Raw genomic sequence first — 25,915 nt, 5'->3', positions numbered from 1 at the left:
GCGAGGCGGCTCTTGCTCGGCGCCTCTCGCCTGGGCAGCGCCAGTTTCATGGGCCGTTGACCGTGTATAGCGTATCAACTCCCATCTTTGAATGCTGCACGCACCGCTTGCCAAGGTGCCCGTAGCATTTTTCTTTTTGAGGAACACCATGTCCGCACTGCCGCCCCTGGAACTCAAGAACGCCCATGCCTGCTTCGGCGGCGCACAGCGTTTCTACGAGCATTTCTCCGCCGAGATCGGCCTGAACATGAAGTTCTCGGTCTTCCTGCCGCCCAAGGCCGTGGCCGGCGAGAAGGTGCCTGCCGTGCTCTACCTGGCCGGGCTGACCTGCACCGAAGAGACCTTCATGACCAAGGCCGGCGCCCAGCGCCTGGCCGCCGAGCTGGGCATTGCGCTGATCGCGCCCGACACCAGCCCGCGCGGCGCAGGCCTGCCCGGCGAGGCCGATGCCTGGGACTTCGGCGTGGGCGCGGGCTTCTACCTGGACGCCACCACCAAGCCCTGGGCACTGCATTGGCGCATGGAAAGCTATCTGCTGGGCGAGCTGCTGCCGCTGATCGCCGCACGCCTGCCCATCGACGCGCAGCGGCTGGGCATCTTCGGCCACTCCATGGGCGGCCACGGCGCGCTCACGCTGGCGCTGCGCCATCCGGGCCGCTTCAAGAGCCTGTCGGCCTTCGCACCCATCGCCAACCCCGTCAACTGCCCCTGGGGCCAGAAAGCCTTCTCAGGCTATCTGGGCGATGACCGCAAGGCCTGGGAAGCGCATGACGCCAGCTGCCTGATGGCCGCCCAGACCGAGGCGCCCTACCCGGCCGGCATCCTCGTGGACCAGGGCCTGGCCGACAAGTTCCTGATCGAAAAGCAGCTGCTGCCCGAAGCCTTCGAGGCCGCCTGCGCCCAGGCCGGCCAGCCGCTGACGCTGCGCCGCCACGGCGGCTACGACCACGGCTACTACTTCATCCAGAGCTTCATTGATGACCATCTGCGCCACCATGCAAAGCAGTTGAGTACCCCCTGAGGCGCTTCGCGCCTTCCCCCTCTCTCGCTTCGCGGGAGGGGGACGACACCCTCGGTGCGGGGCGGCCCTTCCTCGGTGCCCCTGAGTTGGGCCGCGCCAGTTTCAAAGGGTGATGAGCCCAACAGGTGCAGGGCAGATTGCCTCAACCTGGCCTATGGCCAGCGCGCATGTCCTGCGCAATCCGCTCCAGTACCTGGGGCAGGCCCTTGACGCTGGCGATCACGTGGTGGGCGCCGGCTGCGCGCAGCTTGGCCTCGGCGCGGGCTACGCGCTCGCGCACTTCTTCGGCGGGGGCGGCGGCCAGTTCGGCGGGGGAGTAGCCGACTTCGTTGCCGGACAGGGTCAGGCCCACGGTCCACATGCCGGCGTTGCGGCCTTCCTCGATGCCGGGCACGGTGTCGTCCACCTTCACGCAGGCGCGCACGTCGCCAATGCCCAGCGCCAGTACGTTGGCCAGCGCCATGAAGGGGCCGGGGCGGCCGCCTGCGGCCATTTCATCGCCGGCCACCACATGGTCGGGAGCCAGGCCGTTGGCCGCTGCCTGCGGCAGCAGCTGGTTCAGGACTTCACGCGGATAGCCCGAGCACGAGCCCACCTTCAGGCCCTGCGCGCGCAGCCAGCCCAGCAGCTCGGGCGCCCCTTCGATGGGTGCCGAGAACTCACCGACCTTGGCGATCTGCATGGGCATGAAGCGGGCGTAGATGGCGTCCGCGTCGGCGTCGCCAGGCGGCTGGCCGAAGGCCTTGTGCCATTGCGCGCGGATGCCCTCGTCCTGCAGCAGTTCATGGATGTGCTGCCACTTGGACAGGCCCATGGGGCCGCGAGCCTGGGCCAGGGTGATGGTGATGCCGAAGCTGGCAAAGGCCTCGACAAAGATCTGCGTGGGCGCCAGCGAGCCGAAATCGACCAGGGTGCCGGCCCAGTCGAAGATGACGGCCTGCAGCGGCGACAGATCGGCGGCGGCGGTGGAGACGGTGGTGTGGTTCATGGTGCTTTTTGACTAGGAAAGAGGTTCAAACAGAAGAGGGCCGCACGCGCCTGTTCATTCCAGCGTGCGGATGAAATTGCGCCCGCGCGGGCCGGATGCGGCCGACTGCAGCAGCTGCTGCCATTCATCCCCAGGCACGCCGTAGTGGGCGGGATCGGTGGCCACGCCCAGGCCTTCGAGGAAGTTGCGCAGGCGCTGCACGGCCAGCTCACCCGTGGCGGCATCGAAGATGGACAGCAGGGCCGCGTCGGCCTGGTCGTCGGCGCCCAGGGCCATCTCCAGCACCAGCGGCAGGCTGAACGAGCAGGCAATGCCGTGGGCCACGCCATGGCGCAGCGTGATGTCGTAGGACAGCGAATGCGCCAACGCCGTGCGGGTGTTGGAGAAGGCCAGGCCGGCCATCAGGGCAGCCTCGGCCATGCGGCTTCGCAGCGGCAGGCTGCCCAGGTCCTGCATCAGCGCGGGCAGCGTGGCCAGGGTGCGGCGCGCGGCGCCCACGGCCAAGGTGGTGGAGACGGGATTGCGGTGCCGGTTCCAGATGGACTCCAGCGCATGCGACAGCGCATCCAGCCCCGAGGCCAGCGTGGCGCCGGCCGGCAGGCTTTGCATGAGCTGCGCGTCGATGATGGCGGCCTCGGGCCAGGTCCAGTGCTGGTGCAGCGAGTGCTTGCGGCCAGCGGCCTGGTCCCAGATCGTGGCCCAGGGCGTGACCTCGCTGCCCGTGCCGGCCGTGGTGGGAATGGCGATCAGCGCCTTGTGGCCTGCGGCCGGCAGGGCCAGCCCCTGCTCCAGGGCCTGCAGCAGCTCGCCGAAACGCCGCGTGGGTGTGGCGCACATCAGCGCCTTGGCCGAGTCGATGGCGCTGCCGCCGCCCAGGGCCACGATGCACGGGACCTCGGCGTATTCGCGGTGCACGCGGTCATACAGCGGGGCCAGCCACTGCACATCGGGGTTGGGCGCAATGCCGTCCACCACGCCGCGCAGCTGGCTGCCCAGCCGTTGGCGCAGCTGCTGCACCAGGCCCAGGGATTCGGCCTCGGGAAACGTCACCAGCAGGCAGTCGCGCCCGGCCAGCAGCTCGGGCAGGCGGTCCAGGCGGCCGGGGCCGGCATGGATGGCAACGGGGTTGTGATAGGTCCACACAAATCGGTCCTTTGAATGAAACGGGGGCGCCGGGAAAAGCGCAGCCCTCAATGGTGGGTGCCCTGCTGGATGCGGCGGCGCAGCCAGTGGGAGACGAGATCGGCGGCGATCACCATCACGGTGATGACCACGATGCAAGTGGCCGTCTCCTGGTAGCGGAACAGCTTGAGGCTGCCGACCAGCTCGAAACCCAGCCCGCCCGCGCCCACCATGCCCAGCACCGTGGCCGAGCGCAGGTTGACCTCGAAGCGGTAGAGCACGACCGCGATCCAGGCCGTGATGGCCTGCGGTATCACACCGAAGACGATGAGCTGCAATTGCGTGGCGCCTGCGCTGCGCAGGGCCTGCAGCGGGCCGTCGTCGATCTCTTCGATGCTCTCGGCGAAGAACTTGCCCAGCATGCCCATGCCATGCAGGGCCAGGGCCAGCACGCCGGGAAACGGCCCCAGGCCCACGGCCGAGACAAAGACCAGCGCCAGGATCAGCTCGTTGATGCTGCGCACCACGTTCAGGAACTGCCGCGTGATGCGCCGCAGCCAGTGCCAGCCATGCAGGTTGCTGGCCGCGATGAAGGACAGCGGCAGCGCCAGCACCACGGACAGCAGCGTGCCCCAGATGGCGATCTGCACCGTCTCCAGCGCGGGCGCCATCAGGCGCGGCAGCATGCTCCAGTCCGGCGGCACGGAGCGCGCCACGAAGTCTGCGATCTGGGGCATGCCTGCCGCCAGTTCGCCCCAGCTCATCTGCGCGCCGCCCGCGCTCCAGTGCAGCACCCAGGCGATGGCCAGGGCCGCAGCCGCATAGCCTGTCCAGCCCAGGGCGCCGTGGGGACGCGGCGCGGTCCATTGCCAGCGGTCGCGCGGCTCGGGACTCCAGGAATTGGCGCTGGTCATCACAGTCCTCCTGCGGGCGCGCCGGCCCGCATCCACGAGGCAGGCACCGGCGCCTGCGCATGCAGGCCGGCAGGCCCTATGGCCTGCGCGCCCGATGGTGTGTCCGGCTCTGCGCCCTGCCCTGCTCCTTGCACTGCAGTGGGATGCGCATGGTAGATGGCCTGCAGCGCGGCCTCGTCCAGCGCCTGCGGCGATCCGTCAAAGACCATGCGGCCCTGGGCCAGGCCCAGCACACGGTCGCCGAACTCCCGCGCGTAGTCCACCTGGTGCAGGTTGCAGACCACGGCAATGCCCAGCTCGCGCGTGGCATCGCGCAGGTACTGCAGCACGCTGCGCGCGGTCTTGGGGTCCAGGCTGGCCACGGGCTCGTCGGCCAGGATGACCTGGGGCTGCTGGGCCAGCGCGCGGGCAATGCCCACGCGCTGCATCTGTCCGCCCGACAGCGCCTCGGTGCGCTCCAGCGCCTTGTGGGCCAGGCCCACGCGCTCCAGGCACTGGTCGGCCAGGCGGATATCGCTTTCGCGGAACAGCTGCAGCACCGAGGCCAGGGTGCCGGTCTGGCCCAGGCGCCCGGTCAGCACGTTCTTGCGCACCGACAGGCGCGGCACCAGGTTGTGGTGCTGGAAGACCATGGCCACGTGGCGAGCCAGCTCGCGCCGGCTGTGCCTGCCGCCGCCCAGCATCAAGTCCATGCCGCCCACCTCCAGCGTGCCGCTGTCGGCGCGGGCCAGGCCGTTCATGCAGCGCAGCAGCGTGGACTTGCCGGCCCCCGACAGGCCCAGCATGACGACGAACTCGCCGGGCTGCACATCCAGGTCGATGCCATGCAGCACATGGTTGCTGCCATAGCTCTTGCGCAATTGGCGGATGCGGATCATTTCATGCGCCCGAGGTCGAGCTTCAGGGCCTTGGCCGTCTGGCGTACCACGTCGTAGGCCTTGTCATCCGTGGCCGCGAAGCCGTCGAGCACGCCCTGGTCGCCCCAGGGCAGGTCCTTGACCTCGGCCAGGGCCGCAGCCACCTTCTGCTTGGTGCCGGCGTCCAGGTTCTTGCGCCAGGTCATGGGCGACTCGGGAATGGGCTGGGAGCGCCAGACGATCTGGAAGTCCTCGCGCTTGACCAGGCCCTTGCTCACGGCCGAGTCGAAGATGCGGTCGGCCACGGCCGCCGCATCCACCTTGCCGTTGGCCACGGCCATGATGCTGGCGTCGTGCGAGCCCGAGAAGATCACGCGCGAAAAGCCCTTGTCCGCATCGAATCCCTCGGCCATCAACCCGGCCTTGGGAAACAGGTGGCCCGACGCCGAGGTCGGGTCCACAAAGGCAAAGCTGCGGCCCTTGAGATCGGCCACGCTGGCCGGACCCTTGTCCTTGCGGGAGATCACCATGCTGTGGTACGCGCTCTTGCCCGTCTTCTTGGTCACGGCCACCGCAAAGGCCTCGGCACCCGCCACCTGGCTGGCCAGCACGTACGAGAACGGGCCGAGGAAGGCGATGTCGATCTTGTTGGAGCGCAGCGCCTCGATCACGCCGTTGTAGTCATTGGCCACGAAGGGCCGCACCTTCATGCCGGTGCGGGTGGCCAGCTGGTCCATGACCTGCTGGCTGGCGCGGATCATGGCCTGCGCGTCCTCCGAGGGGATCAGGCCCACGCGCAGCTCGGCGCTCTGGGCAAAGGCGGCAGTGGTAGCGGTGGTGGCGGTGGCGGCCAGGGCCAGCACGGCTGCGGCATGGCGCAGCCAGGTCTTGCGGTTCATCTTCATGGGAGCGTTCCTTTGCATCAGGTCAGGCACATCGGCAGATCGGTGGATCCGTGAATCGCCGGTCAAATCGCCAGGCGGGTGGGGATGGCTGAATGCTAGGAGCGACATATTTCTGCCATGTGAAAGTTTCAGAATCGGTTTTGACAGCATCCATAGACAAAACCTTGAGATACCGACTTTCGTGAGCAACGCCCGCTACCGCGCCTTCATCGCCGTCGCCCACCACGGCAGCCTCAGCGCCGCCGCCCGCGCACTGGGCGTGAGCCAGCCCACCATCTCCACGCAGATCGCCACGCTGGAGCGCCAAAGCCAGATCGAGCTGTTCCACCGCCGCGGCTACCGCATGACGCTCACGGGCGCAGGCGCCAGACTGCTGCCCATGGCGCAGAAAATCATGGCGCTGGAGGCCGAGGCCGAGTTCTTCCTGCGCGACTCGGGGCAACTGCACCAGGGCGAGCTCAAGATCGGCGCCGTGGGGCCCTTCCATGTGATCGAGATGGTGGCCGCCTACCGCGCACGGCACCCGGGCATGCAGCTGTCCATCCGCATGGGCAACTCGCAGCAGGTGCTGGCCGACCTGGAACGCTACGACACCGACGTGGCCGTGCTCGCCGGCCTCTACGACCGCCCGGAGCTGCTGGCACGCGAGTACGCGCGCCACGCCATCGTGCTGTTCGCCCATGTCGCCCATCCCTTCGCGCGGCGCAGCGAAATCGCGCTGTCCGAACTGCAGGGCCAGCCTTTGCTGCTGCGCGAGCACGGCTCGACCACGCGCACCGCGCTGGAATCGGTGCTGCAGGCCGCCGGGGTGCAGCCGCGCACCGAACTGGAAATCGGCAGCCGCGAAGCCATACGCGAAGCCGTGGCGCGCGGCCTGGGACTGGGCGCCGTGTCCGAAGCCGAATTCATCCCCGACCCGCGCTTTCGCCCGCTGCGCATCGCGGGCGACCCGGCCAGCACCACCACCTATGTCTATTGCATGCGCGAGCGCAGCGACAGCCTGCTGGTGAGGTCTTTTCTGGAGGCGATTTGAGGACCGCGCCGGGCCACCTCGGCCCCCGCCTCAGTCCTCCACCCTGATTCCGCGCGCCTGGATCAGCCGGGCCCACTTCGCCCGTTCATCGCGCATGAAGGCGTCAAAGCGCTGCGGCGTCCCCCCTCCATCCTCTGCGCCGAACTCTTCGAGCTTGGCCACCACATCGGGCATGGCCAGTATGCGGTTGACGTCCGCATTGATGCGGGCCACCAGATCGGCGGGCATTCTTGCGGGGCCCACCAGGCCGAACCAGATGCTCGCGTTGAACCCGGAATAGCCCTGCTCCGCCACGGTGGGAATCTCCGCGAAGGCCTTGGCGCGCTTCACGCCCGTCTGAGCCACGGCATGGACTTTTCCGCCCTTGATGAAGGGCGCCGCCGTGGTCATCCCCTCGAACGCGTAGTCGATCTGGCCGCCCAGCAGATCCGTCATCACGTTCGACGCGCCCTTGTACGGGATATGGAGCGCGGACACCGCCGCAGTCTGCTCGAACAGCGCCAGCGCAAGGTGCTGGGCCGACCCCGTGCCCGAGGAGCCGAAGCTGACCTCCCCCGGCTTTTGCTTCAATGCGGCCAGCAGGCCCTGCATGGTGGCGGAAGCCTTGGGGCTGGCAACCAGGACCTGCGGGGTCTGGCCCACCAGGGCGATGGCGGAGAAGTCCCGCTCCGGCGAGAAGCCGAGCCTGGGGTTGAGCGCAGGGGCAATGCCCAGGGCGTTGATGTGGCCCATCATGAGCGTCTGCCCATCGGGCGCGGCCCTGGCGGCCTCGGCAGCGGCAATCAGCCCCGCAGCCCCTGGCCGGTTCTCGACGATGACGGGAATGGCCCACAGCTGGTTGAGCCGGTTGGCGATGATCCGCGCCAGGATGTCCGTGCCGCCGCCTGCCGAGAAGCCGACGAGGATTTTGACCGGGCCCGCTGGCGGCCTGGCCTGTGCAAAGCCCGGATGGGCATGCAGGGCGGTGACTGCGGCGGCCGAGGTCAGGAACTGTCTGCGTTGCATGGCTTGTCTCCTTGGATGATGGGCTGGCGGCGGTCTTACGCCACCGAGGTCCAGCGGCCGAACCGGGACACCTGTGCCTCGTCGAAATTGAAGCCGAGCCCCGGCGTCTGGTGCAGCACGACACGGCCCTTTTCCTGCGCCAGCTGGCGGTCCAGCAGGCGGCGGAAGTTGAGCACCTGGTCATCCCAGAAGAACTCGACATAGCGCGCATTGGGGGTCGCGGCCACCAGCGGCGCGTGCACATCGTGGAACCAGTGCGGACACATCTGCAGTCCATAGCCAGCGGCCATGGCGGCAATGCGCTTCCACTCGGTGATGCCCCCGCAGACTGCGGCGTCGGTCTGCAGGATGGATGCGGCGCCCATGTCGAGCAGATGCTTGTGGTACCAGCGGCCATAGCCGATTTCCGCGGTGGCCACGGGAATGCGGGTGAGCTTTGCCAGGCGGGCGTGGCTTTCGACATCGTCGGGGCTGAACGGCTCCTCGATGAAATAGGGGTCGTATGCCTCCATGCGGCGCAGGTACTGCATGGCCTGCACGGTGTCCACCCAGCCGTTGTTGCAGTCCAGCATGAGCTCCACGTCAGGGCCGATGGCCTCGCGCGCCGCCTTCACGCGCGACTCCTCGCCCTGGGGCGACCAGCGGCCGGTCTTCATCTTCACGGCCTGAAAGCCCAGCTCGACATAGCCGGCCATCTCCTCGCCGACATGGCCGGCGGTCTTGCCGTCCACGTAGTAGCCGCCGCTGGCATAGGCCGGCACCGTGTCCAGCTCCACCGCGCCCAGGTACTTGTGCAAAGGCAGCTGGGCGGTTCGGGCATTGAGATCCCACAGCGCAATGTCGAGTGCGCTCAGTGCGCGCATCACGGTGCCCATGCGGCCTTGCAGCAGCGCCTCCTGGTACATCTCCTTCCACAGCCCTTCGACGGCCAGGGAATCGCGGCCCAGCAGCACAGGACCGAGCAGCTGCTCGACCGCGACGCGGAACAGCTCGCCCGCCGCATTGCCGACATAGCAAAAGCCGATGCCTTCGACGCCGTCGCTGCTGCGGACCTTGACCAGTCCGTAGTGGCGGTCGACCACGGTGCGGTTCGACAGATAGGTGACCTTGTCCAGCGGTACGCGGGCAACGCAGACTTCAATGGATTCGATGAGGGGCATGAGCTCTCCTGACATGGTTTGGATGCGGGAACGAGCGAACTTTGCGCCTCAGGAGATCCGCAACAAAGATGGTGTCCCATGGTTCAGATGACGCAAAATGCGTCGCATGGATTCGCGCTTTCTCCAGAGCTTCATTGCCGTCGTGGACTGCGGCTCGATGGCCGACGCCGCGCGCAGGCTGGACCTGCCGCCCACCACCGTGGCCCAGCAGATGCGTGCGCTGGAGGCCGACGTGGGCTGCGCACTGCTCACGCGGGTGGGCCGGACGGTGCGGCCCACCGTCGTGGGCGCCCGGATCGTGGAGCATGCGCGGGAGGTGCTCAAATCCGTGGAGAACCTGAGGTCGGCCGCATCGGCCACCGAGCTTCCCGCAGGCCCATTGAGGCTGGGGGCAACGCCCACGGCGCTGATGGGCATGGTGCCCCCGCTGCTGCGCCGGTGGATGAGCGCCCATCCGGCCGTGCGCGTCTACATCGAACCCGGCACCTCCTCACTGCTGCTGGACCAGGTGCAGGCCGGCCATCTGGATGCGGCCATCCTTGTGCACCCGGCCTTCGCCATGCCCAAGACCTGCGAATGGCGGCTGATGCGCAGCGAGGCGCTGATTCTTCTCGCGCCCCGGGACATGAAGGTGCGCGATCCGCTGCTCACGGCCGCACGCGAGCCCTTCATCCAGTACGACCGCAAGGTGGTGGCAGGAAAAATGGCGGATGAATACCTGCGGGGCCACGGCATCAAGCCAAAGGTCCGCTTCGAGCTGGACGGCATCGAGCAGATCGCACAGCTGGTTGCGGAAGGCTTCGGTGTCTCCATCCTGCCGGACTGGCCCGTGCTGGGACCGCCGGATGCCAGAACGCGCCGATGGCCGCTGCCCCCTCCGAGCCCGTCCCGCGAAGTGGGCATGGTGTGGCTGCGCTCTTCGGTGCGCTCCCCTCTGGCAGCCGCCTTGTCCGAGCTGATCGACCACCACTAGCTGACCCGGCCCTGGCCGGGGCCTGTGCCGCCGGGACTCAGAACAGGCTGCGTTGCGCCAGCAGCAGCGAAGGGTGGTAGAGACTGCAATCGAGCCGCAGCGGCTCGCGGTTGAACCCGTACCGACGGCAGGCCAGCGCGAAGCGCTGGCGCAGCAGCTCGGCCCAGTGGCCCGTGCCCTTCATGCGCTGGCCGAACTCGGCGTTGTACACGCGGCCGGCCTCGCGCTGCTCGCCCTGGATGCCGTGCAGGTCGCGCACGCGCTCCATCACGCGGCGGGCGCGGTCGGGGTAGTGCACCTGCAGCCATTGCTCGAACAGCGGCGCCACTTCCCAGGGCAGGCGCAGCACGGCATAGAAGGCATGGCGCGCGCCTGCGTCGGCGGCCGCCTCCAGCACCTTCTCCAGGTCTTCGTTGATGAAGGGAATCTGCGGTGCCAGGCTCACGCCCACGGGCACGCCCGCCTCGGTCAGCGCGCGGATGCTGCGCAGCCGGCGGTGCGGCGCGGCGGCGCGCGGCTCCAGGTGGCGGGCCAGGTCTGCATCCAGCGTGGTCAGCGTGATGTGCACCGAGGCCAGGCCCTGGCGCGCCAGCGGGGCCAGCAGGTCCAGGTCACGCTCCACCCCGCTGCCCTTGGTGACGATGGAAAACGGGTGGCGCGCCTCGGCCAGCACTTCGATCAGGCGGCGCGTCAGCCCCAGCTCGCGCTCCACGGGCTGGTAGCAGTCGGTGACCGAGCCCAGCATCACGGGCGCGGCCACATGGCTGGCGCGCGACAGCTCGGCGCGCAGCAGCTCGGGCAGGTTCTGCTTGGCGATGAGACGGGTCTCGAAGTCCAGCCCCGGCGACCAGCCCAGGTAGCTGTGCGTGGGCCGGGCATAGCAATAGATGCAGCCGTGCTCGCACCCCCGGTAGGGATTGAGCCCCATGTGAAACGGCAGGTCGGGCGACTGGTGGCGGCTCAGCGCCGAGCGGGCCTGCTCCCAGCGCAGTTCGGTGCGCAGGGGCGCGGCTTCCTCGCCTTCGGCAGGCGCCTCAAGGCTGCCCCAGCCGTCATCGAACGCCTCGCGCGGGTCGGTGGTGAAGCGGTGGGCCAGCTGGCTGGCTGCGCCCCGGCCCTTGATGGCGTGCAGGGGAATGAAGGCCGGCTCCGGAGAGAGGTCTGGGTTGGCGCGCATGGGGTTCGCTCCCGCAACGATGAATACTGTACAAACATACAGATCATAGCTGCGCAGCAGGCCGTTATCCAGAACGATGACAATGCCCCTGATCCATGCCATCCAGACCCATGCACCACATCCGCCCGGCCATCGAGAGCGACTTCCCGTCCTTGCTGGCCTGCGATCCATATGCCCGCAGCCATGCTGAACGCCAGGCCTTTCTGCGGGAGAAAACGGCCGCTGGCGCGGTATTGGTGGCCGAGCGGGATGGCTCCGTGTCGGGTTTTGCCGTGCTGGAGCCCGGATTCTTCGGCCATGGGTTCATCTCCCTCATCGCCGTGGCAGATGCAGCGCGGCGCAGCGGCGTGGCGCTGGCACTGCTGGCGGCGGCCCGGCAGCGCTGCACCACGGACAAGCTCTTTACCTCGACCAATGCATCGAACCTGGCCGCGCAGGCGCTGTTCGCCCAGGCGGGCTTTGTGCCCAGCGGGCGCGTGGACAACCTGGACCCCGGCGACCCCGAGCTGATCTTTTTCAAGGCACTGGGCAGCACGCGCGCGCAGTAGCGCTCGCAGCAGGCCGCGTCAAGCCCGCGCCAATCCGCACCGCACCGTGCGGGTTCGCTTGGCAGAACCCACACGGGCCTGCACAATGGGCCTATCGCACCAACTTGGTGCTTTTCTCTTTTCTGAAGATGCCTTGGCCCGGACAACCGCGTTGCCCGGGCTTTTGTCCGTTTGGGCGCCGCTGCCCTTCACTGCAGCCACGGCGCAAGCACACAAGGGAGCCAACACCATGGAGCGCAAGCCCCACATCATTCTTTCGTCCCTGGACCTGGAGCGCATCGAGGCCCTGCTGGACAAGCAACCCGCCTTCCCCGGCCGCGAGGCGCTCGAGGCCGAGCTGGACCGCGCCGACGTGCTCGAACCCAAGGAAATGCCGCCCAACGTGGTGACCATGAATTCCACGGTGCGCTTCACGCTGCTGGAGTCGGGCAAGTCCAATACGCTGACCCTGGTCTATCCCAAGGAGATGGATGGCAGCTCCGACAAGGTGTCGGTCTTCGCGCCCGTGGGCATTGCCCTGCTGGGCCTGAGCGTGGGCGACCAGTCGCGCATGGCCGGCCCCTCGGGCCAGGTCACCGTGCGCGTGGATGCCATCGAGTTCCAGCCGGAAAGCGCGGGCGAGCTGCACCGTTGAAAGCCGATCGGCGTGAAGCGAAAAAGGCAGCCAACCGGCTGCCTTTTTTGTTTGTGGACTGATGCACCGCGCCTCAGCGCAGGCCTGCCAGAAACGCCGCGATCAGGCCGGTGCCCACCAGGCCCGCCTGCCAGCGCAGCGCCATGTGCCAGCTGGGAACGTGGCGCTCCACGCGCTCGTACAGCAGATGGCCGGCCGCAATCGACAGCACAAAAGCCGTGCACATGCCCAGCAGGGCGGCGGGAATGGAATGTGGCCAGAAATGGCTTTCCACGGCATTGACCAGCAGGCAGACCGAGAAGTGCACGAGAAACACCGAGTACGAAATCTTGCCCAGCCGACGCAGCGGCGCCCAGCCTTGCGCCTGCGCAAACGCGGGGCTGCGCATGGCCACGACCAGGGCCAGCGCCGTGGCACCGGCCAGCGCGATGCGGTCGCGCCACTCCAGTGCCAATGCCGCCACGACCAGGGCCACGATCAGCAGGGACCAGCTCCAGGCCGTCGAGGACTTGTCCGCATGCGCGGCCCAGTAGGCCAGCATGCCCAGGCCGTAGGCGCCAAAGAAGTACGGCGCCCACACGTCCCATTGCGCATCCAGATTGAAGCCCAGCAGCGAAGCCGCCACGCCGATCACCACCAGCGCCTGCGCCACGCTCAGCGTCCAGGGCCAGCAGCGCGACAGGGCGTCGCCGCCAAAGCGGCGGCGCAGCAAGGCACCGCCCCAGCGCGTGCCGGCCAGCAGCAGCGCCGTCAGCGCAAACAGCTGGAAGTCTATGGACACATACCAGACGCCGGCGGACAGCGACTCCTCGCCCACGATGTTCTGCAGCAGCAAGGCATGCGCCACCAGCTGCCAGAGATCGGGCTCGCCTGAGACAGAAGCATGGTCGAACCAGGGCCGCACGACCGCCGAGACGACGACGGCCACGACCAGCGCCACCGCATAGGGCACGACCAGGCGCACGAAGCGGCGCCCGATGCGCGACCACGGATCGCTGTGCTGCCCATGGCCTTGGGGCGCCATGCTGGCTGCCGCCAGGTAGCCGCCCAGCACCAGGAAGATCTGCACGGCCATGCGCGCATATTCATAGAGCCAGTCGATGAGGTCCGGCGCGGCCGGATGGGCGATATCGGACATGGGGCCGTAGAAGGCCAGGTGGTGCCAGACGATGGCGGCACAGGCCAGGCCCTTGGTGCAGTCGATCAGCGCACTGCGGCTAGCGTGGGACATGGGGCAATCTGCAATCTGCGAACGGGTCGGTAAGCGGGAGGCGCTGGGCCCGGGCCGCCTGGCCGCAAGCCCGCAAAGGCGCCATTGTGCGCCTTTTGACCGCGTCTTGCAGAAAGCTGACGCACCGCTTTCCAAGCCGCCCAGGACATGCCGGCACGCGAAGGCACAATGCATGCCATGACGCAATCCAAACCTCTTCCGGCGTTGAACCGGCAGTTCGTCTCGCACTTCGGCGAGATGGGCAGCCGCTGGGGCATCAACCGCACGGTAGGCCAGATCTACGCACTGCTGTTCCTGTCGCCCGAGCCGCTCAATGCCGACCAGATCGCCGAGACGCTGGAGTTCTCGCGCTCCAACGTGAGCATGGGGCTCAAGGAATTGCAGGCCTGGCGCTTGGTGCAGTTGCGCCACCAGCCCGGCGACCGGCGCGAGTACTTCGAGGCGCCGCAGGATGTCTGGGAAATCTTCCGCCGCCTGGCCGAGGAACGCCGCCGCCGCGAGATCGAGCCCACCCAGTCCATGCTGCGCGCCGCCATGCTGGAGGAAGTCACCACCGAAGAGGAACGCTACGCCCAGCAGCGCATGCGCGACATGTACGAGCTGATCGACCGGCTCATGAACTGGTTCGACGACGTGCAGCGCCTGTCGCCCGAGACCGCCATGCAGCTCATGGGCATGGGCACGGCCGTGACGCGGCTGCTGGATCTGAAGGACCGCATCACGGGCGGCAAGGGCCGCGCCAAGGCGGATGACACCGACGATTGAACCTGGCAAGCCTGCGTACAAAAATGAGCTCCCGAGGGAGCTCATTGTGTTTACAGCAATGCTTCATTGGCGGTAAGCGCGTGCAAAAACTGGCGTAGCCCAAAGCGAGGGACACCGAGCAAGGGCCGCCCCCGCAGCGAGGGTGTCGTCCCCCTCCCGAAGAGAGAGGGGGAAGGCGCGAAGCGCCTCAGGGGGAGCTTTATTTCTCCCGGGCCAGGAGTTCGCGGCGCGTGGCCTCGTCGTCCATCAGTTCGTACCACATCGCGTTGAGCACCGCGAAGGCGGCCGCCAGCGGCAGGCCGAGCAACCAGGCGAAGTACCACATGGTGTTGTGTCCTTTCTTGACGTTGAATGTCGTTGCTTGATTCGGTGGATCAGTACGAGTGGCCGCGGCCCTCGATGATGGACATCGGGTCGACCTTGCCGCGCAGCACGCTGTAGACCCAGCTGGTGTAGGCCACGATGAGGGGCACGAAGATCAGCGCGCACACCAGCATGATGAACAACGTCACATGGCTGGACGAAGAGTCCCAGACCGTGAGGCTGTGCTGCGGGTTCAGCGACGAGGGCAGGATGAACGGGAACATGGACGCCCCCACGCTGGCGATGATGCCGGCAATGCCCAGGCCGCTGGACAGCAGGGCCAGCCACTCGCGGCGCAGCCACAGGCCCAGCGCCGCCAGCAGCGGCATCAGCAGGCCGATGGCCGGCACGGCCCAGAGCAAGGGCCTGGCCTGGTAGTTGGCGAACCAGGCGCCCGCCTGCAGCGCAGCCGTCTTGAACAGCGGATTGGACGGTCCGGTGGTGTTGATCTCGCTGGTGATGCGGTAGCCATTGAGCGCGGCCAGCCACACGCCAGCCGCCGCGAACAGCACCGTGGCGGCGACGGCCGCCACCATGCCGAAGCGGCGCGCGCGCGCGGCCACATCGCCCTCGGTCTTGAACACCAGCCAGGACGCACCATGCATGAGCAGCATGCACAGCGAGACCAGGCCGGCCAGCAGCGCAAACGGGTTGAGCAGGCCGAAGAACGTGCCCTCGTAGTAGATGCGCATGTCGGGCGCCAGGCGGAAGGGCACGCCCTGCAGCACATTGCCCAGTGCCACGCCGAAGATCAGCGCGGGCACCACGCCGGCCATGCACAGCACGGCATCCCAGCGCGCGCGCCAGGCCGGCTCCTCGCGCTTGCTGCGGAACTTGAAGGCCACGGGCCGCAGGATCAGCGCCACCAGGGCCGCGAACATGGCCAGGTAAAAGCCCGAGAACGAGACCGCGTACAGCTGCGGCCAGGCCGCAAAGATGGCGCCGCCGCCCAGGATGAGCCAGACCTGGTTGCCTTCCCAGACCGGGCCCAGAGAGTTGATGACGACGCGGCGCTCCACGTCGGTCCTGGCCGCCAGCGGCAGCAGCGCGGCAGCGCCCAGGTCAAAGCCATCGGTGACGGCAAAGGCGATGAGCAGCACGCCCAGCAGGCCCCACCACAGCAGGCGCAGGATGTCGTAGCTGATCAGTTCGTGAAGAATCATGGTGACAATCTCCCTTGGTCATTGCCCGCGGGCGAGTTTTTGCATCAGAGGGAAGTAGGTGGTCAGGTGCGGTGCGCTTTCCTCCTGCGGTCCCTTGCGGATGGCCTTCACCATGAGCTTCATCTCGATGACGAAGAGCACGGAGTAGATGGCGATGAAGCCTGCAATCGTCAGCAGCAGCGTGCCCGCGCCCAGGTTGGAGACGGCCAGCGCCGTGGGCAGCACGCCTTCGATGATCCAGGGCTGGCGGCCCACCTCGGCCACGATCCAGCCGCACTCGGCCGCAATCCAGGGCAGGGGAATGGCGATCACGGCCAGCTTGAGCATCCACGGATGGGCGTCCAGCCTGCGCCGCACCGACAGCCAGAAGAAGGCGGCCGTGAGCGCGATGAAGAACATGCCCAGCCCCACCATGATGCGGAAGGCCCAGAACAGCGGCCCCACGGCCGGCACGGTGTCCCAGGCGGCCTGGGCGATCTGCGCGTCCGTGGCCTGGCGCGGGTCGTCCACGTAGCGCTTGAGCAGCAGCGCGTAGCCCAGTTGCCCGCCCTTGTCCTCGAAGACGGCCTTGGCCTCGGCCGGCACCTGGCCCGTGGGGCCGGCGGCGCGGATGGCCTCCAGCGCGCCATAGGCCTCGATGCCGTTGCGGATGTACTGCTCGGTGCGCTGGACCAGGTCGTTGATGCCGGGGATCTCGGTGGTCAGCGAGCGCGTGCCGATCAGGCCCATGACCCAGGGAATGTGCACGGCGTAGTGCGTCTCGCGTGCGGCCTTGTCGGGGAAGCCGAAGGCCGTGAAGGCGGCCGGTGCGGGCTCGGTGTCCCACATGGCCTCGATGGCGGCCAGCTTCATCTTCTGGTGCTCCGACGACAGGTAGCCGCTTTCATCGCCCAGCACCACCACCGACAGCGCGGCGGCCAGGCCGAACGAGGTGGCCACCGTCATGGAGCGGCGCGCCAGCTGGATGTGCCGGCCCTTGAGCAGATACCAGGCCGAGACGCCCAGCACGAAGATGGCTGCCGTCACGTAGCCGGCCGAGACCGTGTGCACGAACTTGGCCTGGGCCACGGGGTTGGTCAGCACCGCGAAGAAGTCGGTGACCTCCATGCGCATGGTCTGCGGGTTGAACGCCGCGCCCACGGGGTTTTGCATCCAGCCGTTGGCGATCAGGATCCACAGCGCCGAGAAGTTCGAGCCCAGGGCCACGCACCAGGTGGTCACCAGATGGCCGACCTTGCTCAGGCGGTCCCAGCCAAAGAAGAACAGGCCCACGAAGGTGGCTTCCAGGAAGAAGGCCATCAGCCCCTCGATGGCCAGCGGCGCGCCGAAGATGTCGCCCACGTAGTGGCTGTAGTAGCTCCAGTTCATGCCGAACTGGAACTCCATCACGATGCCCGTGGCCACGCCCATGGCGAAGTTGATGCCGAACAACGTGCCCCAGAACTTCGTCATGTCGCGCCAGATGGTGCGGCCCGTCATCACGTAGACGGTCTCCATGATGGCGATGATCACGGCCAGGCCGATGGTCAGCGGCACGAACAGGAAGTGGTAGAGCGCCGTTACCGCGAACTGCAGCCGCGATAGATCGACGATGTCGAGGTCCATGGTGAGATCCTTTCTCTCGGGGGTACTTGGTGAAATCCTTGATCAGCCGTCCTGCCGCAGGCGCGCCAGGGCCGCCTCGAACGGCGGTGTGCCGCGCAGCGCCTCGGACACCACGCGGCCCTGCTCCACCCACAGCAGCCGGTCGGCCAGTTGCGCCTCCCGCAGCTTGTGGGTGGCCAGCACCAGGGTGCGGCCCCGGGCTGCACTGTCCAGCCGCACCAGCAGGTCGGCGGCCGTGCGTGCATCCAGGCCCTCGGTCACTTCGTCCAGCAGCCAGCAGCGCGCGGGGCTCAGCAGCAGCCGCGCCAGCGCCAGGCGCCGTGCCTGGCCGCCGGACAGGCCAAGCCCGCCCTCGCCCAGCCGCGTGTCCAGGCCCTGCGCCATGGCCCGCACATCGCCGGCCAGCCCGGCGACTTCCAGCGCCGCCCACAGCGTGTCCTCGGCGGCCTGGGGCCAAGCCAGCAAAAGGTTGTCGCGCAGGCTGTCCTCGAACAGTTCGGTGCGCTGCGTCATCCAGGTGCAGCGCCGGGCACGCACGGCGCCGGCCAGCGGCTGGAGCTCGCCGGCCATCAGGGACAGCAGCGTGGTCTTGCCCGCGCCGCTGGCGCCCAGCAGGGCGACACGCTCGCCCTCGGCGATACGGATGTCCTGGGCCAGCACGGCGGCACGGGGTGCCACGACCTGCTCCAGCTCAACCGCCAAGCCCTGCCTGGGCGCAGCCGGTTCGCAGGCGCCTTGCGCAGCGCCATCGCGCAGGGCGGGCGCCAGCCGGCGCGCGGCCAGCCAGCTGCGGCCGGCCTCCAGCGCGCCACGGCGCAACGCGGCAAAGGGCTCCATGGCCGTCAGCGCCAGCAGCAGGGCCAGCGCGGCCACGGGGGCACCCAGCAGGCCGGCCTCGGCCAGCCAGCCCACGCCCAGCAGCACACCGGCCAGGGCCAGGGCGCCGCACAGGCCTTGCACGAAGGAGGTTCGGGCCTCCAGGCCGTGGAGTGCGGCGTCGGCCTCGGCCACGCGGGCGTCCAGGGCGGCAATGCGTTCGCAATGCGCGGCCAGGGTGCCGGCCATGGCCAGCTCTGCCTGCCCGGCCACCAGGTCGGCCGTGCGGGCGCGCAGGGACTCCAGCGCCAGCGCGCGGCGCACGGCGGGCCGGCGCGCACTGCGCGCCAGCCACAGGGCGCTGCCCAGGCCCGTGCCCAGCAGCCACGCAACCAAGGCCATGCCCAGCCACCAGCGCATCAGGCCCAGCGCCAGGGCGGCCATCAGCGTGGCACCCGTGGCGGCCAGCAAGGGCACGAACAGGCGCAGGTACAGGCTGTCCAGCGCATCCACGTCGGCCGTCAGCCGCTGCAGCAGGCGCACGGGCCGCAGGCGCAGGCTCAGGGCGGCGGCGGGCGTGGCCCAGTTGCGCAGCAGCCGCTCGCGCAGGGCGGCCAGCACGGCCAGGGTGGCGTCATGGGTGACCAGCCGTTCGGCATAGCGCGTGCCCGTGCGGCCCAGGGCCAGCAGGCGGATGCCGGCCGAAGGCATGAACACATCGAAGACGATGGCCGTGGCCGGCAGCAGCCCGGCCAGCGCCGTGGCCGTGATGAACCAGCCCGACAGGCCCAGCAGCGCCATGCCCATGAGCACCGTGAGCAGGGCCAGCAGCGCGCCGCCCAGCCACAGGCGCCGGGGCGCCATGCGCGCCAGGGCGGCAAGCACGGGCCGGAGGGTGGAGCGGGGCTTCATGCGGCCAGCTCCTGCGGGGCGGCATGGCCCGCCAGCTCCACCACGCGGTGCATGGCGGCGGCCAGTTCGGCATCGTGGGTGGCGACGATCAGCGTGCGCCCGCGTGCCAGCTGCAGCAGGGCATCGGTGACCTGGGCGGCCGTGGCCGGGTCCAGGTGGGCCGTGGGTTCATCGACCAGCAGCAGGCCTGCATCGCGCGACAAGGCCAGGCGCGCCAGTGCCAGGCGCACGATTTCGCCGCCCGACAGGCCGGCTCCGCCCTCGCCCAGCGTGGCGCCGGGCCGGGTCTCGGCCAGCTTGCCCAGCCCGGCCAGCCGCAGGGCCTGGCGCAGTTCGCCGAAGGTGAATCCCGGGCGGCCCAGCCGGAGGTTTTCGGCCACCGAGCCGGCGAACACATGCGGGCTCTGCCCCATCCAGGCCATGCGCGCGCGCAGCCGGCCGGCCGATTCGCCGTCGAGCAGTTGACCGTCGATATGGATGCGCCCAGGCTCGGCCACCGGCAGCAGGCCGGCAATCTGCGCCAGCAGCAGCGACTTGCCGCTGCCGCTGGGGCTCCACAGCGCCACATGCTCGCCAGGCCGCACGTCCACCGTGAGCGCCGGCAGCGTGACCGCGCCGCCTGGCGCCTGGGGCCGCACCTGCTCCAGGTGCAGGGCGCAGGCCTGGCCGGCAGCCCTGCCGGGCGCAGCCAATGCGCCCGGCAGCGGCTGCGCATCGCGGCCCAGCTCGCCCAGGGCCTGCAGTGCGGCCTCGCCGCTGGCGCGGTCGTGCCAGACGGCAGACAGCTCACGCAGGGGATCGAAGAAGCTGGGCGCCAGCAGCAGCACGAACAGCGCCTGGCCCAGGCTCAGTGTCTGGCCCCAGCTGCCAAAGGGCAGATGGCCCAGCAGGTGAAAGCCCACGTACACGGCCACCATGGCCACGCCCAGGGCCGAGAACAGCTCCAGCACCGCAGAGGACAGAAAGGCGATGCGCAGCACGCGCATGCTGCGTTCGCGCAGGGATTCGGCATTGGCGCGCAGCCGCTGCGCCGTGGCATCCACCGCGCCCAGGGCGCGCAGGGTGGACAGGCCGCGCAGGCGGTCGAGCAGGAAGGCGTTCATGCCGCCCAGCTCCACCATCTGCGCCTGGCTGGCCGCCTTGGCGCGCCAGCCGACGATGGCCATGAACAGCGGGATCAGCGGCGCGGCCACCACCAGGATCAGCGCCACCACCCAGCTCTGGCTGGCCACGGCCAGCGCAATCACCAGCGGCACGGTGCGCACGCGCCACATGGCGGTCTGGTAGCGCGACAGCCAGGGCACGATGGCCTCGGCCTGCTCGGCCATGGCGCTGGCCGCCTGGCCCGAGGCCGCGCGCTGGCGGTCCAGCGGCGAGGTGCCCGCCAGCGTGCGCAGCACCTGCATTCGCAGCGCGCTCACCAGGCTGCGCGCCTGCAGATTGGCGCGGCGTGTGCCGCTGGCATCGCACCAGGCGCGCAACCCGCCCAGCAGTGCCACGCCTGCCGCAAGCTGCCACAGTGGCCACAGCGGCTCCCTGCCCGCGCCGTCGGCCATGGACTGCACGGCCAGCGCCAGCAGCGCCGCCTGGGGCAGCCACAGCAGCGAGGCCAGCACCAGGCGCCCCGTACTCGCCATCGGACGACGCGCCAGCTGGTGGAACTCAGGCAATGACGGGGTACAAGGTTTGTTCATTTATTCTGTAATTTCAGTATTTACTGAAATTACGCAAAGAATTCTAAACAAACTTGCTCCAAGCAAGTCGCTCGTAGGGGGAAGCCGAGTGAAGCAGTCAAGCGTGCGCAAGGGGTTTTGCGCAAACAACTTCGAGAACCGGACCCGCACAGCGTGGGTAATACCCAAAGAAAACGGCGCCCGAAGGCGCCGTCTGGCGGGGTAGGAGAAGAGCCCGTCCTGGGCTCCCCGACCTTACGGGGTGGACAGCAGGCGGTCGCGCGCCTGGTGGTATTCGCGCTTGAGACGTTCGACCAGCTCGCCTGCACCCGTGACTTCGCGGATGGCGCCAATGCCCTGGCCGCAGCCCCAGATGTCCTTCCAGGCCTTCTTGGCGTCGCCGCCGAAGTTCATCTTGCTGGGGTCCGACTCGGGCAGGTTGTCGGGGTCCAGCCCTGCCGCACGGATGGACGGCGCCAGGTAGTTGCCGTGCACGCCCGTGAACAGGTTGCTGTAGACGATGTCGTCGGAGGTGCCGTCCACGATGGCCTGCTTGTAGGCGTCGTGCGCACGCGCCTCATGCGTGGCAATGAAGGCCGAGCCGATATAGGCGAAGTCCGCACCCATGGCCTGGGCCGCGAGGATGGCACCGCCCGAGGCGATGGAGCCCGACAGCGCCACGGGGCCGTCGAACCATTCGCGGATTTCCTGGATCAGCGCGAACGGGCTCTTGACACCCGCATGGCCGCCCGCGCCCGCCGCCACGGCGATCAGGCCGTCGGCCCCTTTTTCGATGGCCTTGTGCGCGAACTTGTTGTTGATGATGTCGTGCAGCACCACGCCGCCCCAGCTGTGCACGGCCTGGTTCACGTCCTCGCGCGCACCCAGGCTGGTGATGACGATGGGCACCTTGTACTTGGCGCACATCTGCATGTCGTGCTCGAGCCGGTCATTGCTCTTGTGCACGATCTGGTTGATGGCGAACGGCGCCGAGGGCCGGTCCGGATGGGCCTTGTCCCAGGCGGCCAGGGTCTCGGTGATCTCGGCCAGCCAGTCTTCGAGCTGCTCGGCCGGGCGCGCGTTGAGCGCGGGCATGGAGCCCACGATGCCGGCCTGGCACTGGGCGATCACGAGCTTGGGGTTGCTGATGATGAACAGCGGCGAGCCGATCACTGGCAGGGCCAGTTTCTTCAGCGCCGGGGGAAGCTTGGACATGCGTTGTCTCCGTTGGTTCTCGGTATCTCTGTCTGCGTTGTGCCGTGCGCAAGCGCCGGGTCAGAAGGCGTCCATGGGCAGTGCCATCACGCTGTCGCCGCCGTGCACGATGGCATCGCGCAGGCCCGCCGCCTTGACGAGGATGTGCTCGGCATAAAAGCGTGCCGTCGCAATCTTCGCGCGCATGAAGGCCTCGTCCTGTCCCTTGTGCAACAGCTGCTTGGCCACCAGCAGGGCGCGCCCCATCTGCCAGCCTGCGACGAGGTTGCCCGCCAGCATCAGGTAGGGAACGCTGCCGGCGTACACGGCATTGGGCTCGGCCTTGGCCTGGCCCGAGACGAAGTGCACCGCCTCCACGAAGGCCTGGCGCGCGGCGGCCAGTTGGCGGGCCACGGCCAGTGCCTCAGGCGTGCCGCTGGCGGCCAGCTCGGCCTCGGTCTTCTCGATCTGGCCCGCAATGGCCAGCGCGGTCTGGCCACCATCGCGCGCCGTCTTGCGGCCCACCAGGTCATTGGCCTGGATGGCGGTCGTGCCTTCGTAGATGGTCAGGATCTTGGCGTCGCGGTAGTACTGGGCGGCGCCCGTCTCCTCGATGAAGCCCATGCCGCCGTGCACCTGCACGCCCAGGCTGGTGACTTCCAGGCTCATCTCGGTGCTGTAGCCCTTGACCAGGGGCACCATGAATTCATAGAAGGCCGCATTGGCCTCGCGCACCTGGGCGTCGGCATGGTGATGGGACGCATCGTAGGCAGCGGCGGCCGTGGCCGCCATGGCGCGGCAACCCTCGGTGTAGGCACGCATGGTCATGAGCATGCGGCGCACATCGGGGTGGTGGATGATGGTGGCGCTGGCCTTCACGCTGCCGTCCACGGGGCGGCTTTGCACACGCTCGCGGGCATAGGCCACGGCGTGCTGGTAGGCGCGCTCGGCCACGGCAATGCCCTGCACGCCCACGGCGTAGCGGGCCGCGTTCATCATGATGAACATGTATTCGAGGCCGCGGTTTTCCTCGCCAACCAGATAGCCGATGGCCCCGCCGTTGTCGCCGTACTGCAGCACGGCCGTGGGCGAGGCCTTGATCCCCATCTTGTGCTCGATGCTCACGCAGTGCACATCGTTGCGTGCGCCCAGCGAGCCATCCTTGTTGACCAGGAACTTGGGCACCACGAACAGGCTGATGCCCTTGACGCCCTCGGGCGCACCGGCCACGCGGGCCAGCACCAGATGGACGATGTTCTCGGCCATGTCGTGCTCGCCATAGGTGATGAAGATCTTGGTGCCGAAGACCTTGTAACTGCCATCGGGCTGCGGATCGGCCTTGGTGCGCACCAGGGCCAGGTCGGAGCCGGCCTGGGGCTCGGTCAGGTTCATGGTGCCGGTCCACTCGCCGGTCACCAGCTTCTCGAGATAGGTGGCCTTGAGCTCATCGCTGCCTGCCGTGAGCAGGGCCTCGATGGCGCCGTCGGTCAGCAGCGGGCACAGCGCAAAGCTCAGGTTGGCGCTGTTGAGCATTTCGACGCAGGCCGCGCCAATCGTCTTGGGCAGGCCCTGGCCGCCAAAATCCTGCGGATGCTGCAAGCCCTGCCAGCCGCCTTCGGCGTACTGGCGAAAGGCCTGTTTGAAGCCCGCCGTGGTGGTGACCACGCCGTCCTTGAGGCTGGAAGGCGCCACGTCGCCCGGCAGGTTCAGCGGCGCCACCACGCCTTCGCACAGCTTGGCGCATTCCTCCAGCACGGCCTGGGCCGTCTCCAGGCCAGCCTCCTCGAAACCGGGCAACTGCGCCACCTGGTCGATCTGCGCCAGATGCTCCATGGCGAACAGCATGTCTTTGAGGGGAGCCGAGTAAGTCATTGTTGAACCTTCCTGAACAGAGCCTGGACCGCCGGCGCGCAGCGCGCGGCGACCTGGAACAGCGGGCGCGCCGCCACAGCACTACTGCATTGCTGCGTTACTGCGTGACGCGGCCCGATGCGTTGACGATGGACAAATCCACGAATTTCGAGCCCGCCTGCGAGCCCGGACGATAGGTAACCCAGTAGCCGCCCAGATCGAAGGCGTCCAGGCCGCGCAGCGAAGCGGCCAGCTTGTCGCGCGTCAGCGGCTGGGTGCGGCGCATGGCCTCCACGATGACGCGGGCGTTCACATAGCCTTCCATCATGGCGTAGCTGACCGGCACGGTCAGCGACTTGCCTGCAGCGGTGGCCGCGTCCCTGAACTCCTTGTTCAGGCGCATGGTCACCTTGTAGGGACTGGGCACGACCTGGGCAATGGACAGGCCGCTCATGAACTCCACGGGCAGGCGCTTGGCCAGTTGCTCGATATCGGCTTCGGACGTCGCGTAGATCTGGGCCGTGCCACCCGCCATGCGGTACGCCTCGACGAAGGCCGAGGTCACGGGGCTGGAGGCCACCACCATCACGGCCTGCGCCGAAGGCTGGGCCTTTTGCAACTGGGACACGGCCTTGTCCATGGCGCCCTTGCCCGTGCTCAGCGAGGCGCTGACCACCAGCTTGGCCTTGGAAGGCGCAATCGCCTTGTCCACGAGTTCCGCCACGGCCTTGGCATCCGGGCGTTCGTCATGCAGCAGGGCCAGGCGCGTGATGCCCACGGTGGCCAGGTGCGAAGCGATCTTGGCCATTTCCTCGGGCAGGTTGGCGCGCGTGCTGAAGATCTGGGGATTGCTCAGCACCCGCGTGTCCGTGCTCTGGTAGCCCACGAGGGAGATCTGCGACTGGTCGAGCAGCTTGCTGTCCAGCAGCGCCGCCATGTTGCGGTTGCCGAAGTAGCCGGCCAGCACCACGGGCTTGGACTCGTCCAGCAGCTTGCGGGTCTTGTCCACGGTTTCCTCAGGATGGCCCACATCGTCCACGGTGACCAGTTGCACGGGCTGGCCCTGCACGCCGCCGGCCTTGTTGATCTGGTCGAAGTACAGGCGCATGCCCTGGGCATAGGCACGGCCCTGCGTCGCACCGGCTCCCGACATGGGTGCCACCTGCCCCACCACCCAGGCATTGGCCTCGGCGGCCAGCGCCATGGCGCCACAGACAAAGGCCACGGCCGTGCGGGCCAGGCGCAAGCGCATCATCTTCATTTCAATCTCCCTCTCGGTTCATGCCATCGCCAGCACCGGCTGGCGGCCAAGTCCGTTGTTGTAGTCGGTGGTGCGCGCCGTGACCAGCGGACCATCCCGGAATCCATGACGGAAAAAGAGGGGCCTATGCCCCTCATTTTTCAGCTTCAGCCGCTTACAGCGCCTGCACCAGTTCCGGCACGGCCTGGAACAGGTCGGCCTCCAGGCCGTAGTCGGCCACCGAGAAGATCGGTGCCTCGGGGTCCTTGTTGATCGCCACGATCACCTTGGAGTCCTTCATGCCGGCCAAGTGCTGGATGGCGCCCGAGATGCCCAGGGCGATGTACAGCTGCGGCGCCACGATCTTGCCGGTCTGGCCGACCTGCAGGTCGTTGGGCGCATAGCCCGCATCCACCGCGGCGCGCGAAGCACCGATGGCGGCACCCAGCTTGTCGGCCAGCGGCGTGATGACTTCCTGGAACTTCTCGCTGCTGCCCAGCGCACGGCCACCGGAGACGATGATCTTGGCAGCCGTCAGTTCCGGGCGGTCGTTCTTGGTGACCTCGCGGCCCACGAAGCTGCTCTTGCCGTTGTCGCCAGCGGCTGCCAGCTGCTCCACCTGGGCGCTGCCGCCCGTGGTGGCCGCTGCGTCAAAGCCCGTGCCGCGCACGGTGATGACCTTGATCTTGTCGCTGCTTTGCACCGTGGCAATGGCGTTGCCGGCGTAGATGGGACGCTCGAAGGTGTCGGCGCTGTCCACCTTGG

24 protein-coding genes are annotated in these 25,915 nt (G+C 68.3%); 6 read left to right on the top strand and 18 right to left on the bottom strand.

What is annotated here, in order from left to right; all coding sequences use genetic code 11:
* Positions 1–148: 148 nt before the first annotated feature.
* A complete protein-coding gene (gene fghA, locus KDK82_RS28625) occupies positions 149–1,021 on the top strand; it encodes an S-formylglutathione hydrolase (protein ID WP_088166890.1) in 873 nt (290 codons plus the stop codon).
* Positions 1,022–1,163: 142 nt separating this feature from the next.
* Here fghA and phnX read toward each other — a convergent pair whose 3' ends face one another.
* From phnX to phnD, 5 genes are read right to left on the bottom strand one after another with little or no spacing between them, the layout of a single operon-like run.
* Positions 1,164–2,009: a phosphonoacetaldehyde hydrolase gene (phnX, locus tag KDK82_RS28620; protein WP_088166864.1), complete on the bottom strand. Its 846-nt coding sequence runs from the start codon at positions 2,007–2,009 to the stop codon at positions 1,164–1,166.
* Positions 2,010–2,063: 54 nt separating this feature from the next.
* Positions 2,064–3,152 (bottom strand): iron-containing alcohol dehydrogenase PsrA, encoded by a 1,089-nt coding sequence (psrA, locus tag KDK82_RS28615; RefSeq protein WP_012204331.1) that lies wholly within the window; start codon positions 3,150–3,152, stop codon positions 2,064–2,066.
* A 47-nt stretch (positions 3,153–3,199) separates the two neighbouring features.
* Positions 3,200–4,045, bottom strand: a complete 846-nt coding sequence (gene phnE / locus KDK82_RS28610; protein ID WP_088166863.1) for a phosphonate ABC transporter, permease protein PhnE — start codon at positions 4,043–4,045, stop codon at positions 3,200–3,202.
* Positions 4,045–4,923, bottom strand: coding sequence for a phosphonate ABC transporter ATP-binding protein (phnC, locus tag KDK82_RS28605; protein ID WP_088166862.1), 879 nt, complete (start codon positions 4,921–4,923; stop codon positions 4,045–4,047). The genes phnE and phnC overlap by 1 nt, the downstream gene beginning before the upstream one ends.
* On the bottom strand, positions 4,920–5,807 hold the full coding sequence (gene phnD, locus KDK82_RS28600; protein WP_088166861.1) for a phosphonate ABC transporter substrate-binding protein: 888 nt from the start codon (positions 5,805–5,807) through the stop codon (positions 4,920–4,922). The genes phnC and phnD overlap by 4 nt, the downstream gene beginning before the upstream one ends.
* A gap of 181 nt (positions 5,808–5,988) precedes the next feature.
* Between phnD and KDK82_RS28595 the strand changes: the two genes are divergently transcribed.
* Complete coding sequence (locus KDK82_RS28595; RefSeq protein ID WP_043823861.1) at positions 5,989–6,840, top strand: LysR substrate-binding domain-containing protein; 852 nt, start codon at positions 5,989–5,991, stop codon at positions 6,838–6,840.
* A gap of 30 nt (positions 6,841–6,870) precedes the next feature.
* Here KDK82_RS28595 and KDK82_RS28590 read toward each other — a convergent pair whose 3' ends face one another.
* Positions 6,871–7,845, bottom strand: coding sequence for a tripartite tricarboxylate transporter substrate binding protein (locus tag KDK82_RS28590; RefSeq protein ID WP_088166860.1), 975 nt, complete (start codon positions 7,843–7,845; stop codon positions 6,871–6,873).
* A 35-nt stretch (positions 7,846–7,880) separates the two neighbouring features.
* A complete protein-coding gene (locus tag KDK82_RS28585) occupies positions 7,881–9,005 on the bottom strand; it encodes a mandelate racemase/muconate lactonizing enzyme family protein (protein WP_065347633.1) in 1,125 nt (374 codons plus the stop codon).
* Between the two features lie 106 nt (positions 9,006–9,111).
* On the opposite strand from KDK82_RS28585, the gene KDK82_RS28580 reads away from it, so the two are divergent.
* Positions 9,112–9,978 carry a LysR family transcriptional regulator gene (locus KDK82_RS28580; protein WP_088166859.1) on the top strand — a complete coding sequence of 289 codons (867 nt, stop codon included), beginning with the start codon at positions 9,112–9,114 and terminating at the stop codon, positions 9,976–9,978.
* Between the two features lie 37 nt (positions 9,979–10,015).
* Here KDK82_RS28580 and KDK82_RS28575 read toward each other — a convergent pair whose 3' ends face one another.
* Positions 10,016–11,155 (bottom strand): PA0069 family radical SAM protein, encoded by a 1,140-nt coding sequence (locus KDK82_RS28575; RefSeq protein WP_034391478.1) that lies wholly within the window; start codon positions 11,153–11,155, stop codon positions 10,016–10,018.
* Between the two features lie 95 nt (positions 11,156–11,250).
* Between KDK82_RS28575 and KDK82_RS28570 the strand changes: the two genes are divergently transcribed.
* Both KDK82_RS28570 and rnk read left to right on the top strand, forming a co-directional pair.
* On the top strand, positions 11,251–11,703 hold the full coding sequence (locus KDK82_RS28570) for a GNAT family N-acetyltransferase (RefSeq protein ID WP_088166858.1): 453 nt from the start codon (positions 11,251–11,253) through the stop codon (positions 11,701–11,703).
* 229 nt (positions 11,704–11,932) lie between these two features.
* Complete coding sequence (gene rnk / locus KDK82_RS28565; RefSeq protein ID WP_012204322.1) at positions 11,933–12,337, top strand: nucleoside diphosphate kinase regulator; 405 nt, start codon at positions 11,933–11,935, stop codon at positions 12,335–12,337.
* Positions 12,338–12,410: 73 nt separating this feature from the next.
* Here rnk and KDK82_RS28560 read toward each other — a convergent pair whose 3' ends face one another.
* A complete protein-coding gene (locus tag KDK82_RS28560; RefSeq protein ID WP_088166857.1) occupies positions 12,411–13,568 on the bottom strand; it encodes an acyltransferase in 1,158 nt (385 codons plus the stop codon).
* A 168-nt stretch (positions 13,569–13,736) separates the two neighbouring features.
* Here KDK82_RS28560 and KDK82_RS28555 point away from each other — a divergent pair, with 168 nt between their 5' ends.
* On the top strand, positions 13,737–14,333 hold the full coding sequence (locus KDK82_RS28555; RefSeq protein WP_012204320.1) for a GbsR/MarR family transcriptional regulator: 597 nt from the start codon (positions 13,737–13,739) through the stop codon (positions 14,331–14,333).
* Between the two features lie 199 nt (positions 14,334–14,532).
* On the opposite strand, the gene cydX is transcribed toward KDK82_RS28555, so the two are convergent.
* From cydX to KDK82_RS28510, 9 genes are all read right to left on the bottom strand, one after another.
* The gene (gene cydX / locus KDK82_RS28550; RefSeq protein WP_012204319.1) at positions 14,533–14,658 is read right to left on the bottom strand and encodes a cytochrome bd-I oxidase subunit CydX; all 126 of its coding nucleotides are present in this window, start codon (positions 14,656–14,658) and stop codon (positions 14,533–14,535) included.
* Between the two features lie 49 nt (positions 14,659–14,707).
* The gene (gene cydB / locus KDK82_RS28545; RefSeq protein WP_088166856.1) at positions 14,708–15,859 is read right to left on the bottom strand and encodes a cytochrome d ubiquinol oxidase subunit II; all 1,152 of its coding nucleotides are present in this window, start codon (positions 15,857–15,859) and stop codon (positions 14,708–14,710) included.
* A gap of 18 nt (positions 15,860–15,877) precedes the next feature.
* Positions 15,878–17,464 (bottom strand): cytochrome ubiquinol oxidase subunit I, encoded by a 1,587-nt coding sequence (locus tag KDK82_RS28540; protein WP_034391473.1) that lies wholly within the window; start codon positions 17,462–17,464, stop codon positions 15,878–15,880.
* A gap of 42 nt (positions 17,465–17,506) precedes the next feature.
* Positions 17,507–19,192 carry an amino acid ABC transporter ATP-binding/permease protein gene (locus tag KDK82_RS28535; RefSeq protein WP_088166855.1) on the bottom strand — a complete coding sequence of 562 codons (1,686 nt, stop codon included), beginning with the start codon at positions 19,190–19,192 and terminating at the stop codon, positions 17,507–17,509.
* Entirely contained in the window at positions 19,189–20,829 is a 1,641-nt protein-coding gene (gene cydD / locus KDK82_RS28530) for a thiol reductant ABC exporter subunit CydD (protein ID WP_088166854.1), read from the bottom strand. Before cydD ends, KDK82_RS28535 begins: the two co-directional genes overlap by 4 nt.
* 291 nt (positions 20,830–21,120) lie before the next feature.
* The gene (locus tag KDK82_RS28525; protein WP_088166853.1) at positions 21,121–22,080 is read right to left on the bottom strand and encodes a nitronate monooxygenase family protein; all 960 of its coding nucleotides are present in this window, start codon (positions 22,078–22,080) and stop codon (positions 21,121–21,123) included.
* Between the two features lie 60 nt (positions 22,081–22,140).
* Positions 22,141–23,931, bottom strand: coding sequence for an acyl-CoA dehydrogenase (locus KDK82_RS28520; protein WP_088166852.1), 1,791 nt, complete (start codon positions 23,929–23,931; stop codon positions 22,141–22,143).
* A gap of 97 nt (positions 23,932–24,028) precedes the next feature.
* Positions 24,029–25,171: an ABC transporter substrate-binding protein gene (locus KDK82_RS28515; protein ID WP_013803458.1), complete on the bottom strand. Its 1,143-nt coding sequence runs from the start codon at positions 25,169–25,171 to the stop codon at positions 24,029–24,031.
* A 154-nt stretch (positions 25,172–25,325) separates the two neighbouring features.
* On the bottom strand, positions 25,326–25,915 hold a 590-nt coding region (locus tag KDK82_RS28510; RefSeq protein WP_218827099.1), incomplete at its 5' end, for an electron transfer flavoprotein subunit alpha/FixB family protein.

The sequence above is a fragment of the Delftia sp. K82 genome (genome assembly GCF_002193035.1).
In the GTDB taxonomy this organism is placed as follows: Bacteria; Pseudomonadota; Gammaproteobacteria; order Burkholderiales; family Burkholderiaceae_C; genus Comamonas; species Comamonas acidovorans.
Note: the sequence above shows the minus strand (reverse complement) of the source record. Positions and strands in the feature narration are given on the sequence as shown.